We start from the raw sequence: 15,448 nt of genomic DNA on the forward strand, positions 1-15,448 counted from the left end.
TCTCCTCTTTTATATGTGTAAAGGAAAGGATTAACTTGTTTCTTACTATAAAGGGAGAGTGTGAATTTCATGTGAACTCCTAGTGAAATTAAGACAAATTATTTGACTTCTTTTACTTTTTGTAAATTGAAATAGAATACAACACTGTTAGTCGTATTATACACACCGTATTCGGCATGATGGAGGTCTAAAATATTTTTTACAATAGATAATCCGAGACCGGTACCTCCAGTGTGACGGCTACGTGATGCATCTAGACGATAGAAGCGATCCCAAATTTTTTCAAGACTTTCTTCAGGGATAGGGTTTCCTGTATTCTCGATTTCGACTTTTACGGTATCTTCTGCTTCTATAATGGAGACTTGTATTTTTTCTCCCTCTGGCGTATAACGGATTGCATTACTTAGTAAGTTCACAACTACTTGCTCAATGCGACTGCGATTTGCTTTAACAAGTATAGAAGGGTCTGCATCGATGTTCACTTGTAAATGTTTTTCTTCCATGCTAAATAATAATTTTGTGTAGACTTGTTGCGTTAATTCACCGATTGAGAACGTCGTCATATCTAGTTTGTAAGTACCAGATTCCAACTTTGCTAATTCTAACATTTCAACAATCAGCCTGTTCATATTTTCTGTTTCTTCTAAAATAACATCAGTATAATACGAAGTATCCTTACTAACACCATCTTTAATTCCTTCTGCAAAACTTCTAATTACACTTAGCGGTGTTTTTAATTCGTGTGATACGCCAGAAATGAATTCTTTTCTTGTTTTTTCTAATTGACGTTCACGTTCAATATCTTGTTGTAACTTTGTATTAGCAACATTTAATCGATCGATTCGATCTTTTAAATTTACAGATAATGTATTGATACTGCCAGAAAGCCCGCCAATTTCATCGTCAGCTGTAACAGGTAATTTCTCGCTGAAATCAAAATTAGCCATTTTTTTTGTAACACGATTTATTTTAATTAATGGCTTAACAATGATTTTTGAGTAGTAGAAGGATAACAAAATAATTACGAGAAACACGATGATTAAGGCATAGACATAATAATCTTTTAAAACGAGCATCGCTTCATTAACAGGCTGCAAAGATGCTATCGCAAAAGCGTATTCTGTAATCCTTCCATTTTCTATAATCGGTTTTACAAAGATACTATTTTTTATATTTTCTCCGCCATCTAATATGAAAGTACTTAATTGGTTCGAGTTAGAAGTTCCCTCTCTAATCATATCTGCAAAATATTGAACGGCTTGTAATGTTTCAATATCATTTGCAAGACGAACCTCCGCTTTGGATGGGAGCTGTAACTTAGTTATAACACCTGTAAAGACGATTCGAGTTGTAGATTTGTATCGGCTTGCAAGTCTGTTCTTAGAAGGGTTACCATTAATTGACTGAAAATCCGAATAGAAATGTTCGTTCTGCCATTGATTATAATTCGTTCCTAATTTTTGTGGTGTGATTATATTATTCTCTTGTACGACTCCATCAACATTGATTATTACATCTTTTTTTAAGCCTAAATTTTCGAATTTATTATATTCTTCTGGTGTTAAAAGATTATTGAGTGGTATGGAATACTGTTTTTCATTTTTGGGATTAATGACATCGATATAGTAATTATTATCACTTTTAATAATGCCGTTGGAATCCAAAAACTGCATATCTGCATTTGTTTTATCATGAAATTCTTGTTTTAGTTTTCTAACCTGCTCATAACTTTTATCACTTTTATCGTAATTATCTACGAATTTTTCAAAAGCAGTTTGGACTGTTTTTACTTTCTTGTTAATATAAAATTTTTCTAAAAATAGAGATTGTCCTAGGAAAAAAAGTAGGAATATGATTGTAAATAAAGTGGATGTTAATAAAAATAGTTTAAAGACGATACTTCTGTTTTTCACTGCGTCACCTCTTATGAGAAATACTGTAAATGATTTCTTTATCCCGTTAAATCCGATTGGTTCAACTAATAATCAGTGGGGGATGGAAAAACCCTCCACTGATTAAAGTTTCACTTCATTATAACAAACGTTACAAGAAAGTAGAGGGGAGAAATCTGTCTCTTTATAAAGTAGTTATTTATAAAAAGTCACATAAAAAGAACTCGCCAGACGTATGACAAGTTCTTTAGTGTATTATTGTTGAATTGCTGCATCTAAAGCGATTTCAATCATTTCGTTAAATGTAGTTTGACGCTCTTCAGATGTTGTTTCTTCGCCAGTGAAGATGTGATCGCTAACTGTTAATACAGATAATGCATTTACACCGTATTTCGCTGCTAATGTGTAAAGAGCAGTTGTTTCCATTTCTACTGCTAATACACCGTAATCTCCAAGTTTTTTAACTATGTCCATGCTTTCACGATAAAACACATCTGCTGTTAAAACGTTACCGACACGAACGTGTAATCCTTTTTCAGTTCCAGCATCATAAGCTTTCTTTAAAAGGTCAAAGTTTGCAGCTGGTGCAAAATCAAATCCTGGGAATGTTAAACGGTTCATATTAGAATCAGTACAAGCCGTCATTGCGATAATAACATCACGAACTTTTACATCTTTTTGAATTGCACCGCAAGTTCCAACGCGAATTAAATTTTTAACTCCGTAGCTTTGGATTAATTCGTTTACATAAATAGAAATAGAAGGAACACCCATACCTGTACCTTGAACAGATACACGTTTTCCTTTATAAGTTCCAGTGAAACCTAACATACCACGCACATTATTATAGCAAGTAACGTCCTCTAGAAATGTTTCAGCGATATATTTTGCACGTAATGGATCACCAGGTAATAGAATAGATTCAGCGATTTCGCCTTGTTTTGCTTCGATATGTACACTCATAAAAAAGTCCTCCTTATAATGTATTGATAGAAATCAATATCATTTGCATTATACACTACGAATCCTTTCAATTAAAATCTTTTTATTATTTGTAATATGTGCAAAATAGGAGGATTTCATAAATCATAATCTAGAATATATATCTTAAGAAGTTTTGTATGAATAGAGACAATAAAAATGGTAGGTGATGTTTTGAAAAATCTTGTCATTGGGCTTATTGCGTTAGTACTTATTGTGGCAGGAGGATTTTACATAAAAAAATATCAAGAAAACGAAGAGACTGTAGGAGATGTTCAGGAAGTAAAGTGGGATGTTTCAAATGGAAAGGGAAATGAGAAAGTAGATATTGTATTTCAGTTGTTAAACAACAAGAATAATGAAATTCGTGGTGTAAATGATCAAATGCGGGCAGTGATTGTAGATGGACAGTTAAAAAACATACAACAAATTAAACCCACATTTGCAGGGAACGGGTCATATAAGTTATCTTCCAAAATAGCAAAAGACGAAGAATATACAATATTTTTATACGAAGACAAAAATAAGTCCGTAGAGTCATTCGCTAGGAAGAATTTTGGTAGAACGAAAGAGGAGAACAATAAGAAAAAAGTGAAATTTCCAATCGACAGTGTACTTACAAAAAAAATAGGAGAGTATGAAGTTTCTCTTTTATTTGGCGCATTACATCCGAATGAACCAGTTACGTTAACATTTCAGTTTCAAGCGAAAAAGGGTGAAAAATTGAAATTGCATTCAGAGAGAGGAGAAGTAGAGTCACTCTATATAGTGGATGAAACGAAGGAGAATTTTTTATACGCTATGCCTGTAGATACGGATGAGCAATTACAATACCGAATTACATTTCCTGCCGAGGGCACGTATAAAATGTGGGGGAATTTCTATATAAATGGTAAGAAGTATGAAAAAGAATTTATTGTACAAGTTCAAAAAAGAAAAAACAGCTAAGAATTTAGCTGTTTTTTCTTTTTCCTATTAATTTTGTTACAGAGAGCATTGTAATTGGTAAAGAATGATTCTTCCTAAATGCTAAATATTTACCGCTCCATGCTGGTTTATATTTTTCTTTAAAATGTCGTAATCCGCTGAAACTATACGTATAACGAACGTTATTAAAGATTGCAGCAGCCACTCGTTCAGACCAGAAAGACTGTGTGGATAAACCAACATTTGAAAGTGGTGCCATACCGATATTAAAGGAGTGGTATTCATTTTCTTTTGCCCACTGGAATAAGTGGATGAAAATTGCGTCCATAATGCCGCTAGGCGCATCTGGATAATATCGCATTAAATCGACAGATAATGATCCGTTTTGATATACAGGCATGAATGTTGTGAATGCAATAATTTTTCCATCCGCATCAGATAATGTTGCGATAGGAGCGCGACTAATATATTCACGATCGAAGTATCCGAGTGAAAAACCTTTCTCTTTTTTTCCACCAAGCCATGCATCTGAAACTTTTCTTAACTCTTCATATAATTCGTCGGAGAAAGATGGCTCATGAATAGAGAATGTATAGCCTTCTCTTTCAAAACGGTTGAAAGTAGCTCGCATGCCAGCGCGTTTCTTTCCTGTTATTGTAAAGGTATTTAAATCAACAACAGCTTCTTCACCAAGCTTAAAGAAGTTATAACCAAAATCGTGGTATAAACTCATCCATTTACTTTCAATTTGATAGAATACACAAATGTATCCAAATCGATCAGCCTCAGCTAAAAACTCTTGCAATACAGTACGATAGGAGGAAGGGTCCCCAATTGGATCACCCAGTACAATAAGTCGTTTTCCAGTTATTGAGAAGAGAATGAGTGCTTTTCCATCACTACTGAAAAAGAACTGTTTATCTCCTAAAAAACCTAAATGACTAAGTACATTTCCACCATGTTCATCTAAGAAGTTTTGTAATCGTTTATCATTAGCTGGTTGCCCGGGAAATTCATTTCGATAACGATTTGCAATGAGTGAACCAATTAGTAAAAAAGTAGGAACAAAAAAGGCAGCTGCTAATGCACTTCGTTTTACTTGTGTAATATTACGAACGACAAAATCAGGTTTGAAAGCTTCTTTTGCACCTGCAAATAAAATACCTAAGTTTTTATATAAATATAACGTTACAAGTAGGAATATAAAAACTTTTACGATATCGGAAAGTGAGACTTCCATTTTCTCACGTACAAACCTTTTACGAAGCATATACAATACAGCGAGTACGATTAATAAAATAAAAGTTTCTTCAACATCAATTCCTTTTAGTGTGTTAAAAATAGCCGCTCCTATTAAAGAAACAATCGTCATATAATAAGAACGTTTTGTTCCGTAATATATCCCCCGCGAAAGAATGAGGAGGAGAATACCGAATGTTAGCGATAAGCTAAAAGAAAATTGAATAAGATGTTTTGGAGCTAGAATATGTAAGGCGTGTGCCCGATTTATACTTGTCGGTAGAATGGTTGATAAAATAACCATTAAGCCAGCAAATACTGTTAAAGCAGCAGATGCCCAAGAACCTAACTTTCCTAGAAAGTCACGCTGCAAAGTCCATATAACACCAGTTGTCTCTAATGCAGGCGCAATAAAAGGTTTATCTTCAAACTTTTTAATGGCTACTCCTGTCATTTCAAAAGCTGCAAAAATGAGACCAAGGCAGAAGGGCAAGATGTAATAGACGAGACGATATAATAACATAGCAGGGAGTAAAACACCTGTATCGATGCCGTATTGCCCAAGCCCAGTTAAGAAGACAAGATCAAATGATCCAAGGCCACCAGGAACAAGACTAACGACACCAGCTAAAGCAGCAATAACATATACGCCTAAAAACTTTTGGAATTCGATTTCAATGCCAAATAATAGTAATATGACGTACATAACAATACCAGCAGATACCCATTCGACTAATGAAACTAATGAGTATAAAACAGTTGGGTTTTTCTCCTCTTCTTCTTGTTCCTCTGTTTGCGTCGCTTTTCTATTTTTTAATTTAGAAAATCCGATATATATAGGGACGAAAAGAGCGAAGAAGATAAGAACAGGCCATAGCCATGGTTTTTCATGCAAAATAAATCTCGTGTCTAATATTCCGATAAGACCAAGAAATGAAAGAATGGCTAATCCATTAATAAAGGCAGTTGTCATCCAAGCGATACTTTTAATAAGTTTTCCATTTTCTTTTATATATGGACGATAAAGCATTGTGCGTACGCCGGCTCCAACAAGACCACCAAACCCGATAAATCCATTTAAAGTATTAGCAATCCACGAGATACGGAAAATCTTTTGGACAGGAATGTCAGCTTTTAAGTAACGAAGCATAACATAGTCATAAAAGAACATTGTTGATACAGCGAATGCACCAAGTGTAATTGCTAAAAAGACTCCTCCAGTTGGAATGTTTTTAATTGTATCAATCGCTTCTAAAAAAGAAATGCCCGCTAATTCTTTTTTTGCTTGAAAGAATACAATTGTTAATACAACAAATGGGAAGATAATTTTCCCGATTTGTAAGAAACGTTTCCATGAAAACGACATAAATACAACTCTCCTTGTATAAGAAAACTGAGACAATAATATTATTATGACAAACTTCAAGAAAAATAAAAAGGTAATTTCCTGTATAGGGGAGCTATTTTTTATATAGGTATATTTAAAAGAATATTTTGTTTATCGGAAAATTAAGTTAGAATAAGGTGAAAGAAGGGTGAGGGGGGAGTATATGATTATAAAAGGTTACGTAGGATATGAGTTAGAAAAAGAGAAACCTAATACATCAGAAGATTTTTTTAACAGATCTGAAGTGACATATATATTAAATGGTAAAGAGAAAACTTTTTCGGTTTTATACGTTCGATATTTTGAAGAAGTTTTACAAGAAATTACTCCTTTTGAAGGAAATCCAGTGTATAAAGTAGAAGAACAAAACATATATTTGCGCGATATTGTAGCGATATGTTGTTTAATGAAAGATAAGGAGCTTCGTGCGCAAAAACGTTTGTATTTAAATAATATGGAAGAATTTCAACAATATTTTGATGAGGGAACGGTGTCGAAAGTACAAGAAATATTGGCTGAATTACATAAAAATAAAAGAGTAGAAATAGCGTGAAATGGCAAAGGAGAGAGAAAAAATGTCTAATTTGATGGTTGAAAATCAAACAGAACAAGTTTCTATATTTTTAGAAGATGCTATTAATTTGATAACCAATTATGTAAATTATCATACGTTACCTTCTTTATTAGAGGAAACACCAGCAGGGAATGAGCGATATTATAAAGGGTTATTAGCATCAATGAGACGACTTCTCGTTTTTTGCGAAGAAGGACAGGATGCATGTTTTGTTTTGTTGAATAGCCAGCCATTTCGAAAAACAGCAGCTGAAAAAATTTTATATAAGATTTACCATCAAGTAATTGCAGAGTTTTTTTCACCGAAGAGTGATCATTGGTATGAAAATAGTCGGTCTGCATATACAGGGAAAAATTCTATCGTTTTTCAACAAACACCACCTGCATCTTTAGAGCAAGTGATGAAGAGTTTAGAAGGTAAATTTCAATTGATGCGTGAAGAACTAGAATATTATGAGACGGATTATCAGACAAAGATGTTACACAAATATTGATTGAGGAAAAGAAGCTAAGGTGACTTAGCTTCTTTTCCTTTTGTACAGTTATATAAGGGATTTTCATTGAATATAGTTAAGTGGATAGCATTAGGGAGGTGCAACATGAATCAGCAAGGTGTATTTACAGATTACTTTCATGAAGTAGAAAATTGGTGTGAAAGTGTTCTTCACGTATTAGATAGTCGCGCAATGGAAGTGTATGATGTCCATATGCTTGCTTATAAAATTCAGACGTTATTAGAGCGTATGAAAGAGCATGAGTATGAAACAGATGCAGAGTTTATGTATGAAATAAGCGATGATGTAGAACATATTCAGCATCACTTGCAGGAAGTATTTATGCAAGAAGAAGAGGAATATGAATTATATGAAAGAGGGGATAGTGAACGAGCTGTCCCAATTGGAGGACATACACTCCCGCCATTACCTTATCCATATAATGCGTTAGAACCGTATATTTCTAAAGAAATTATGATGTTACATCATGATAAACATCATCGGAGTTACGTGGAAGGATTAAATAAAGCAGAGAAGATGATGGAAGAAGCGAGAAAAACAAATAAATTTGATTTAATTAAGCATTGGGAAAGGGAAGCGGCTTTTCATGGGTCAGGTCATTACTTACACACGATATTTTGGAATAACATGAAAAAAGACGGTGGTGGAAGTCCAAGAGGAACTTTTTCACAACAAATTGAACAAGATTTTGGGAGCTTTTTACGTTTCCAAAAACATTTTACAGAAGCAGCCTCTAAAGTAGAAGGTTCAGGCTGGGCAATTCTCGTTTGGGTACCCCGGTCTGGAAGGTTAGAAATTTTGCAAAGTACACTTCATCAATTATTTACACAATGGGATACGATACCGCTCCTTGTACTAGATGTCTGGGAACATGCGTATTATTTACAATACCAAAATCGAAAAGATGAATATATTAAAAACTGGTGGAATGTTGTAAATTGGCCTGATGTAGAAAAAAGGTTTGAAACTGCGAAACAAATTGAATGGACACCATATTAGACGCAAATTCTCTGCGTCTTTTTTAATGGAAGTAGAAGGAAGATTTCGTTCATATTTTAAAAGGCCAAGCATACACTTGTACAAAAAGTGCCAAAAGGACGTGGGGGGGAAATATGAGACGAATTTGTGTAATCATTACGCTTCTTATGATGTATGCAAGCGTTATGCCGATTCCTACATATGCAAAGATGAACAGCAATGTTAGTGCTCGAAATGCTGTATTAATGGAGCAACAGTCTGGTCGTGTATTATACGGAAAGGCAGAACATGAGCCTCAAAAAATTGCTAGTATAACAAAAATTATGACCGCCTTATTAGCTGCTGAATCAGGGAAGATGAAAGAAATGGTATCAGTTAGTAATGAAGCGGTGAGGGTGGAAGGATCGGCAATCTATTTAAAGCCTGGACAAAAAGTGAAGTTAGAAGATTTAGTATACGGACTCATGCTTAGATCTGGTAATGACGCAGCGCAAGTAATTGCTGAAAGTGTGGGTGGGAGTATAGATGGATTCGTATATTTAATGAATCAAAAAGCGAAAGAAATTGGAATGAAAGATACGCACTTCTCAAACCCTCATGGCTTAGATGGAGATGGATCACATTATTCGTCGGCTTACGATATGGCATTATTAACGAAATATGCAATGGGAAACGAGACATTTAAGAAAATCTTTGGAACCAAAACATATAAATCAGATTCTTGGGATTACCCGTGGAAAAATAAACATAAGCTGGTAACGTCTTATTATGAATTTGCAACAGGGGGAAAAACAGGCTTTACGAAGAAAGCTGGGCGAACGCTTGTTACAACGGCATCAAAAGGTGGACTAGATTTAATTGTCGTAACTTTGAGTGCCTCTAGTGATTGGGATGATCATATGAATTTGTTTGATAAAGGTTTTGACCGTTTCAAACAAACGAAAGTTTTAGGACAAGGAGCAATTGCTGAAATAAATGAAAAGAAGTATGCCAACCATGTTTATACGAAAAATAGTTTTTCGGTACCGTTAACTGAAGAAGAAAAAAAGAACGTAGTATTAAAAGTTGAACTCGATAAAAGTACAAAACTTACGGATGGAGTAAAGGTTGGGAAGACAGACATTTATGTTGGTAATGAAAAAGTTGGAGAACGGAATTTATTTTATAGTAAACGAAAGTTAGTAGCTACAACGGGACTTTACTGGAATAATGTGAAAGAAATTTTTTCTTACATGATAGGTGTTGGGAACGATGGTTAATCTCGTATGGGTAGCGATGGCTGTCATTGGGATTGTATACGCCATGATAAATGGAACGATGGAAGAAGTGAATAAAGCTGTATTTGACGGAGCAAAAGATGCGGTAACGATTTGTATAGGACTTATTAGTGTTTTAGTATTTTGGCTCGGTTTAATGAAAATTGCAGAGGAAGCCGGATTGTTAAAAAAATTAGTTACACTTTTTATGCCGATAGTAAAAAGGTTGTTTCCAGAAATACCAAAGAATCATCCGTCTATGGGATTTATTCTATCAAATATGATGGCAAACTTTTTTGGTCTAGGTAATGCAGCGACCCCTCTTGGTATTAAAGCGATGGAACAACTGAAAGAGTTAAATGGAGGAAAGGATTCGGCGAGCCGTTCTATGGTGACGTTTCTAGCATTAAATACATCAGCTATTACATTAATTCCTACGACAGTCATTTCCATTCGAATGACGTATGAATCAGCGAATCCTACTGAAATTGTTGGGGTAACATTTATTGCACAAGTACTTTCTATGATTGGGGCAATTTGGATTGACCGCTATTTTTACCGAAGAAGGAGTAGAAAGGGGCGGAAAAAATGAGCATTGTAAATACAATTTCCTTATGGGTAATCCCTTGTGTAATTGGTTTTATCCTTTTATATGGCACAATAAAGAAAGTGCCGACGTATGAATCGTTCGTTGAGGGAGGAAAAGAAGGGATTCAAATTGCAATTTCCATCTTACCGTTTATGGTTGGAATGCTTGTGTCTATTTCTATATTCCGGTCTTCAGGTGCGTTAGATGCAATGATATCGGTAATGAAGCCAATGTTAGATTTGATCCATGTTCCAGCAGAAATTGTACCCTTAGCACTTATACGCCCTATTTCAGGCTCTGCTGGTTTAAGTATTACGACCGATTTAATTGCAACATATGGGCCAGATTCGTTTATTGGGAGATTGGCTTCTACGATGCAAGGGAGCACAGATACGACTTTCTATATTTTAACTGTATATTTTGGAGCGGTTGGGATTAGAAAAATGGGGGATGCACTAAAAGTAGGACTTTTTGCAGATTTAATCGGGATTATATGCTCAATTGTGTTCGTTTCTTTATTGTTTCAGTAATACTATTCATTTTTTACGCTATTTCGCTTATAATACGTATACGACCACTATTAAGGTGTAGCTTAATAGTGGTTTTTTTATGTGGTATTTTTGACAAAATGATGAACTTTTATTGTGAGAAATATGAAAAATATGGACAATAATAAAGGGTAAAAACATGATTTGACCTTTATATGTTTATTATCATCGCTATGTTGTTTAAGTAAGATGAAGCGAATAGCCGTAAAGCGTATGCGGTTGCCAAGTCTTTCTAATGTAAGGTAAGATAAATTCGAGGTGAAAAAAAGAAATGGAACGATTACAAAAAGTGATTGCGCAAGCAGGTATTGCATCGAGAAGAAAGGCTGAGGAATTAATTCAGCAAGGAAAAGTGAAAGTTAATGGAAAAATAGTGAAAGAGTTAGGGACAAAAGTAACTCCTCAAGATAAAGTAGAAGTAAATAATATCCCTCTTGAAAAAGAAGAACCTGTTTATTTTTTACTATATAAACCAACTGGCGTAATTTCAAGTGTATCAGACGATAAAGGAAGAAGTGTTGTAACGGACTTTTTCCCGGAAATTACACAACGTTTATTCCCAATCGGACGCTTAGATTATGATACGTCTGGCGTATTATTAATGACAAACGATGGGGACTTCGCAAACGTATTAATGCATCCTAGATATAAAGTTGAAAAAACATATGTTGCAAAAATAAAAGGGCCATTAACAGGTGAGAAAATTCGCATGTTAGAACGCGGTGTTACGTTAGAAGACGGTAAAACAGCACCAGCACGTGTGAAAATTATTTCTTGGGACAAGCGTAAAGAAATGGCTATTGTACAATTAACAATTCATGAAGGACGTAATCGTCAAGTACGTCGTATGTTTGAAGCGTTAGACTGTAAAGTAGTGAAATTAAAACGTGAACGTTATGCTTTCTTAGAAGTAGGAAGCCTGCGACCTGGTGATGCGAGAGAATTGACACCACATGAGGTGAAACAATTACGCGCGCTTGCTTCTACAAAGCCAAGATAAGCTATAGAGTTAAAAATTCACCAGTGGAGTGCTCTGCTGGTGATTTATTCAATACAACATTTACAGAAGATAATACATAACATTTACCGAGGAGAGGAGAGGTAATATGAAGAAAAATCGCTTATTATTTCGCGTTATTATTCTACTCATTTTATGTGGTGCTGTAGGATTTACCCTTTATCAAGGATTCTTTGCTAATAAAGAGAAAATGCAAATCGGAAAAGAAGCACCTAACTTTATTGTGACGGATTTAGAAGGAAAGAAAATTGAACTAAAAGATTTAAAGGGAAAAGGTGTATTTTTAAACTTTTGGGGCACGTGGTGTAAACCTTGTGAAAAAGAAATGCCTTATATGAATGAATTATATCCAAAGTATAAAGAAAAAGGCGTTGAAATCATAGCGTTAGATGCAGATGAAACGGATATTGCAGTAAAGAACTTTGTGAACCAATATGGTTTGAAATTCCCAGTTGCCATTGATAAAGGACAAAAGATTATAGGAACATATGGAGTAGGTCCTTTACCGACAAGCTTTTTGATTGATAAAGATGGAAAAGTAGTGGAGCAAATTATAGGGGAACAAACGAAAGAACAGTTAGAAGGGTATTTAAAGAAAATTACTCCGTAATAAAGAAAGCCTTTACATAAGGGGTGCGTGTTTATAGTGCCTCTGGTTTAAAAATTCTGAGTATTGCGGTAACTCAAGGTTAGAATATACAATAGTACATATAGATACAGGGGCGGTGAGAGTGTTGAAAGAAATTAAATGTGAATGTGGACATGTTAATCCGATAGGAACCGTTTTTTGTGAAGCTTGCGGGAAACCATTTGAAAGCAATGAAAATGCAAAACTATTGGATATGCGCTATGAGGGGAGTGCACGGAGATCTCTCACGCAGACAAAAACGATAGTCGATAAAATTTGGAGCTTTTTCTCTTCTGTAAAAGTAGGTGTATGGCTAATCGTAATAACTTTAGCTGCATCAGCGATAGGAACTATATTTCCGCAAGAAATGTACATAACTCCAGGTATTGCACCAGCTGAATATTATAAACAAGAATATGGATTTTTAGGACAATTATACTATCAATTAGGGTTTAATAATTTATACGGTTCATGGTGGTATATGATTTTGATTGCTTCTATCGGTATTTCACTTGTGATATGTAGTTTAGACCGCGTTATTCCACTTTATAAAGCTTTAAAAAAGCAAGGCGTAAAAAGACATCCTAGTTTTTTAAAGAGACAGAGATTATATGGGACTGGTACACCGCAAGAAGGTGACCTGGAAAGAGTGCAAGAGAATTTAAAGAAAAGAAACTATAACGTGAAAGTGGAAGACGGAAACGTTTTAGCAGAAAAGGGACGCTTCTCGCGTTGGGGTCCATATGTAAATCATATCGGTCTTATTATCTTTTTATTCGGTGCGATGCTTCGTTTTTTACCGAGTATGTACGTAGACGAAGCACTTTGGTTACGTGACGGTGAAACGAAAGAAATACCAGGGACGGATGGACAATACTACTTAAAAAACGAGAAATTTATAAAAGAAGTTTATGATAAAAGTAAGGACAAGGAAGTTTTTGATGAAGCGATTGATCGTGTAGGCGATAAAATGATTGCGAAAAACTTCCAAACGAATGCCGTATTATATAAAGCAGTAGGAGAAAATATAGCAGGACAAAAACCGAAATTAGAAAAAGTAAAAGAAGCGGAAATTCGAGTGAATGAACCACTGAAATTTGATCAATTTGCAGTGTATCAAGTGGATTATAAAGAAAGTGAATTTAAAAGTATGTCCTTTAACTTGCAAAATAAAGAAAATAATCAAAAGTGGGGACCAATCAAAGTAGATTTAACGAATCCTAAGGAAAAATATGATTTAGGAAATGGTTATTCTCTAGAACTATTAAGCTATTTCCCTGATTTTTATTTTGATGAGAATGGAAAACCAAATACAAAAACGAAATTACCAAACAATCCTGCATTTGTATTTAAAATGTTTACACCTGAAACACCAGATGGTGAAGTGAGTTTTGTTGGTATTCAGCAAAATATAGAACCAGATGGAAACAACAAATATAAAATGTCGTTTGCAGGTGTTGAAATGCAAAATGCAACAGCACTTACTGTAAGAAAAGATTTAACGCTTTGGATTCTCGGCATTGGAGGATTTATATTTATGGTTGGTGTCATTCAAGGTATGTATTGGAATCATCGCCGTATTTGGATACAACGTGTTAATGATGAATGGTGGATTGCAGGGCATACAAATAAAAATTGGTTCGGTTTAAAGAAAGATATTGAAAGAGTACTAGAAGGTACAGCAATTCCACAGCCAAATGATAAAGTAATTGATAAAAAAATTAGTTAAGGTGGGGAAACGATATGGTGCAAATAAGTAGTAACTTTCTCTTTACCGCATTTATTTTATATTTAATTGCCACTCTATTTTTCGGGGGAGCAATTAAAGAAAAGGGTCATAAATGGGCAAATGTAGGAATAACGATTACAATTTTAGGGTTTATTGCACAAACAGTATATTTTGTTACAAGGTGGATTGCATCAGGACATGCGCCAGTGAGTAACTTTTTTGAATTCGGTACATTTTTCGGCATGATGCTTGTAGGAGCATTTATTGTCATGTATTTTATGTACCGTGTAAGCATAATCGGACTATTTGCATTACCAGTTGCGCTTTTATTAATTGCCTATGCAAGTATGTTTCCGAGGGAAATATCTCCGCTTATTCCATCTTTAAAAAGTAATTGGTTACATATTCACGTGACGACGGCAGCAGCAGGACAAGCCATTTTAGCGATTAGTTTTATTACAGGTGTTATGTATTTATTGAAAAATGTAGATCAATCGACGAGAAGTAAACGTACATTTTGGCTAGAGACGGTAGTATTTACACTTGTTTGTACAGTTGGATTTATTGGAGTAACAACGGTATTTTCTAGTATGAAATATGAAGCGAAGTTTCAATGGATTGATAAAAATGAACAACAAGTGGAAATGAAATACAATCTTCCGGCTTTAGTTGGACCGCACGAAGGGAAGTTACTGACAGAAAATAAATTAGAACCGGCAGTTGAAGTTCCAGCGATTGTAAATGCGAAAAAATTAAATACTGTTATTTGGTCAGTGTTAGTTGGAACATTACTGTATATTGTATTAAGACTTGTTTTACGGAAGCGAGTATCGGCGGCACTTCAGCCGTTAGTAAAGAATACGAATAGTGATTTACTAGATGAAATCGGATATCGATCTATTGCAATTGGATTCCCAGTGTTCACATTAGGTGCATTAATTTTTGCGATGATTTGGGCACAAATAGCGTGGACACGTTTTTGGGGCTGGGATCCAAAAGAGGTTTGGGCACTTATCACTTGGCTCTTTTATGCGGCAGTATTACATTTACGCCTATCAAAAGGATGGCATGGAGAGAAGTCAGCTTGGCTTGCAGTAATTGGTTTTGCAATCATTATGTTTAACTTTATTGTAGTAAACTTAATTATTGCCGGTTTACATTCATATGCATAGAGAAATAAAATAGGGG

At 34.8% G+C, this 15,448-nt stretch carries 14 protein-coding genes; 11 read left to right on the forward strand and 3 right to left on the reverse strand.

The window, feature by feature from the left end:
- Positions 1 to 98 precede the first annotated feature (98 nt).
- Both M1D73_RS07295 and deoD read right to left on the reverse strand, forming a co-directional pair.
- Positions 99 to 1,913, reverse strand: a complete 1,815-nt coding sequence (locus M1D73_RS07295; RefSeq protein WP_000797520.1) for a sensor histidine kinase — start codon at positions 1,911 to 1,913, stop codon at positions 99 to 101.
- A 234-nt stretch (positions 1,914 to 2,147) separates the two neighbouring features.
- On the reverse strand, positions 2,148 to 2,855 hold the full coding sequence (deoD, locus tag M1D73_RS07300; protein WP_000110703.1) for a purine-nucleoside phosphorylase: 708 nt from the start codon (positions 2,853 to 2,855) through the stop codon (positions 2,148 to 2,150).
- 177 nt (positions 2,856 to 3,032) lie between these two features.
- Between deoD and M1D73_RS07305 the strand changes: the two genes are divergently transcribed.
- Entirely contained in the window at positions 3,033 to 3,821 is a 789-nt protein-coding gene (locus M1D73_RS07305; RefSeq protein ID WP_000232610.1) for a hypothetical protein, read from the forward strand.
- Positions 3,822 to 3,825: 4 nt separating this feature from the next.
- Here the strand turns inward: M1D73_RS07305 and mprF are convergent, their stop codons facing one another.
- Positions 3,826 to 6,405 carry a bifunctional lysylphosphatidylglycerol flippase/synthetase MprF gene (gene mprF, locus M1D73_RS07310; protein WP_000010850.1) on the reverse strand — a complete coding sequence of 860 codons (2,580 nt, stop codon included), beginning with the start codon at positions 6,403 to 6,405 and terminating at the stop codon, positions 3,826 to 3,828.
- A gap of 184 nt (positions 6,406 to 6,589) precedes the next feature.
- Here mprF and M1D73_RS07315 point away from each other — a divergent pair, with 184 nt between their 5' ends.
- The 10 genes from M1D73_RS07315 (at position 6,590) to resC (ending at position 15,432) form a co-directional block, all read left to right on the forward strand.
- Positions 6,590 to 6,979, forward strand: coding sequence for a hypothetical protein (locus tag M1D73_RS07315; RefSeq protein WP_000584367.1), 390 nt, complete (start codon positions 6,590 to 6,592; stop codon positions 6,977 to 6,979).
- Between the two features lie 22 nt (positions 6,980 to 7,001).
- Positions 7,002 to 7,493 carry a YpuI family protein gene (locus M1D73_RS07320; RefSeq protein WP_000067557.1) on the forward strand — a complete coding sequence of 164 codons (492 nt, stop codon included), beginning with the start codon at positions 7,002 to 7,004 and terminating at the stop codon, positions 7,491 to 7,493.
- A 105-nt stretch (positions 7,494 to 7,598) separates the two neighbouring features.
- Positions 7,599 to 8,513 carry a superoxide dismutase gene (locus M1D73_RS07325; protein ID WP_001075741.1) on the forward strand — a complete coding sequence of 305 codons (915 nt, stop codon included), beginning with the start codon at positions 7,599 to 7,601 and terminating at the stop codon, positions 8,511 to 8,513.
- A gap of 113 nt (positions 8,514 to 8,626) precedes the next feature.
- Positions 8,627 to 9,751, forward strand: a complete 1,125-nt coding sequence (gene dacB, locus M1D73_RS07330; protein ID WP_001252638.1) for a D-alanyl-D-alanine carboxypeptidase DacB — start codon at positions 8,627 to 8,629, stop codon at positions 9,749 to 9,751.
- On the forward strand, positions 9,744 to 10,340 hold the full coding sequence (gene spmA / locus M1D73_RS07335; RefSeq protein WP_121868160.1) for a spore maturation protein SpmA: 597 nt from the start codon (positions 9,744 to 9,746) through the stop codon (positions 10,338 to 10,340). Before dacB ends, spmA begins: the two co-directional genes overlap by 8 nt.
- Positions 10,337 to 10,867: a spore maturation protein SpmB gene (gene spmB, locus M1D73_RS07340; RefSeq protein WP_000029514.1), complete on the forward strand. Its 531-nt coding sequence runs from the start codon at positions 10,337 to 10,339 to the stop codon at positions 10,865 to 10,867. The genes spmA and spmB overlap by 4 nt, the downstream gene beginning before the upstream one ends.
- A 289-nt stretch (positions 10,868 to 11,156) precedes the next feature.
- Positions 11,157 to 11,885 carry a 23S rRNA pseudouridine(2605) synthase RluB gene (rluB, locus tag M1D73_RS07345; protein WP_000440556.1) on the forward strand — a complete coding sequence of 243 codons (729 nt, stop codon included), beginning with the start codon at positions 11,157 to 11,159 and terminating at the stop codon, positions 11,883 to 11,885.
- 106 nt (positions 11,886 to 11,991) lie between these two features.
- Positions 11,992 to 12,513, forward strand: coding sequence for a thiol-disulfide oxidoreductase ResA (resA, locus tag M1D73_RS07350; RefSeq protein ID WP_000742192.1), 522 nt, complete (start codon positions 11,992 to 11,994; stop codon positions 12,511 to 12,513).
- Between the two features lie 121 nt (positions 12,514 to 12,634).
- On the forward strand, positions 12,635 to 14,260 hold the full coding sequence (gene resB, locus M1D73_RS07355) for a cytochrome c biogenesis protein ResB (protein WP_000910522.1): 1,626 nt from the start codon (positions 12,635 to 12,637) through the stop codon (positions 14,258 to 14,260).
- A gap of 14 nt (positions 14,261 to 14,274) precedes the next feature.
- Positions 14,275 to 15,432, forward strand: coding sequence for a cytochrome c biogenesis protein ResC (gene resC, locus M1D73_RS07360; protein ID WP_000250083.1), 1,158 nt, complete (start codon positions 14,275 to 14,277; stop codon positions 15,430 to 15,432).
- Positions 15,433 to 15,448 lie beyond the last annotated feature (16 nt).

The sequence above is a fragment of the Bacillus sp. PK3-067 genome (assembly GCF_056738645.1).

Coding starts and splice junctions, on each gene's coding strand:
- deoD (WP_000110703.1), bottom strand. CDS start 2,855: ATGAGTGTACATATCGAAGCAAAACAAGGCGAAATCGCTGAATCTATT.
- M1D73_RS07305 (WP_000232610.1), top strand. CDS start 3,033: ATGGTAGGTGATGTTTTGAAAAATCTTGTCATTGGGCTTATTGCGTTA.
- mprF (WP_000010850.1), bottom strand. CDS start 6,405: ATGTCGTTTTCATGGAAACGTTTCTTACAAATCGGGAAAATTATCTTC.
- M1D73_RS07315 (WP_000584367.1), top strand. CDS start 6,590: ATGATTATAAAAGGTTACGTAGGATATGAGTTAGAAAAAGAGAAACCT.
- M1D73_RS07320 (WP_000067557.1), top strand. CDS start 7,002: ATGTCTAATTTGATGGTTGAAAATCAAACAGAACAAGTTTCTATATTT.
- M1D73_RS07325 (WP_001075741.1), top strand. CDS start 7,599: ATGAATCAGCAAGGTGTATTTACAGATTACTTTCATGAAGTAGAAAAT.
- dacB (WP_001252638.1), top strand. CDS start 8,627: ATGAGACGAATTTGTGTAATCATTACGCTTCTTATGATGTATGCAAGC.
- spmA (WP_121868160.1), top strand. CDS start 9,744: ATGGTTAATCTCGTATGGGTAGCGATGGCTGTCATTGGGATTGTATAC.
- spmB (WP_000029514.1), top strand. CDS start 10,337: ATGAGCATTGTAAATACAATTTCCTTATGGGTAATCCCTTGTGTAATT.
- rluB (WP_000440556.1), top strand. CDS start 11,157: ATGGAACGATTACAAAAAGTGATTGCGCAAGCAGGTATTGCATCGAGA.
- resA (WP_000742192.1), top strand. CDS start 11,992: ATGAAGAAAAATCGCTTATTATTTCGCGTTATTATTCTACTCATTTTA.
- resC (WP_000250083.1), top strand. CDS start 14,275: ATGGTGCAAATAAGTAGTAACTTTCTCTTTACCGCATTTATTTTATAT.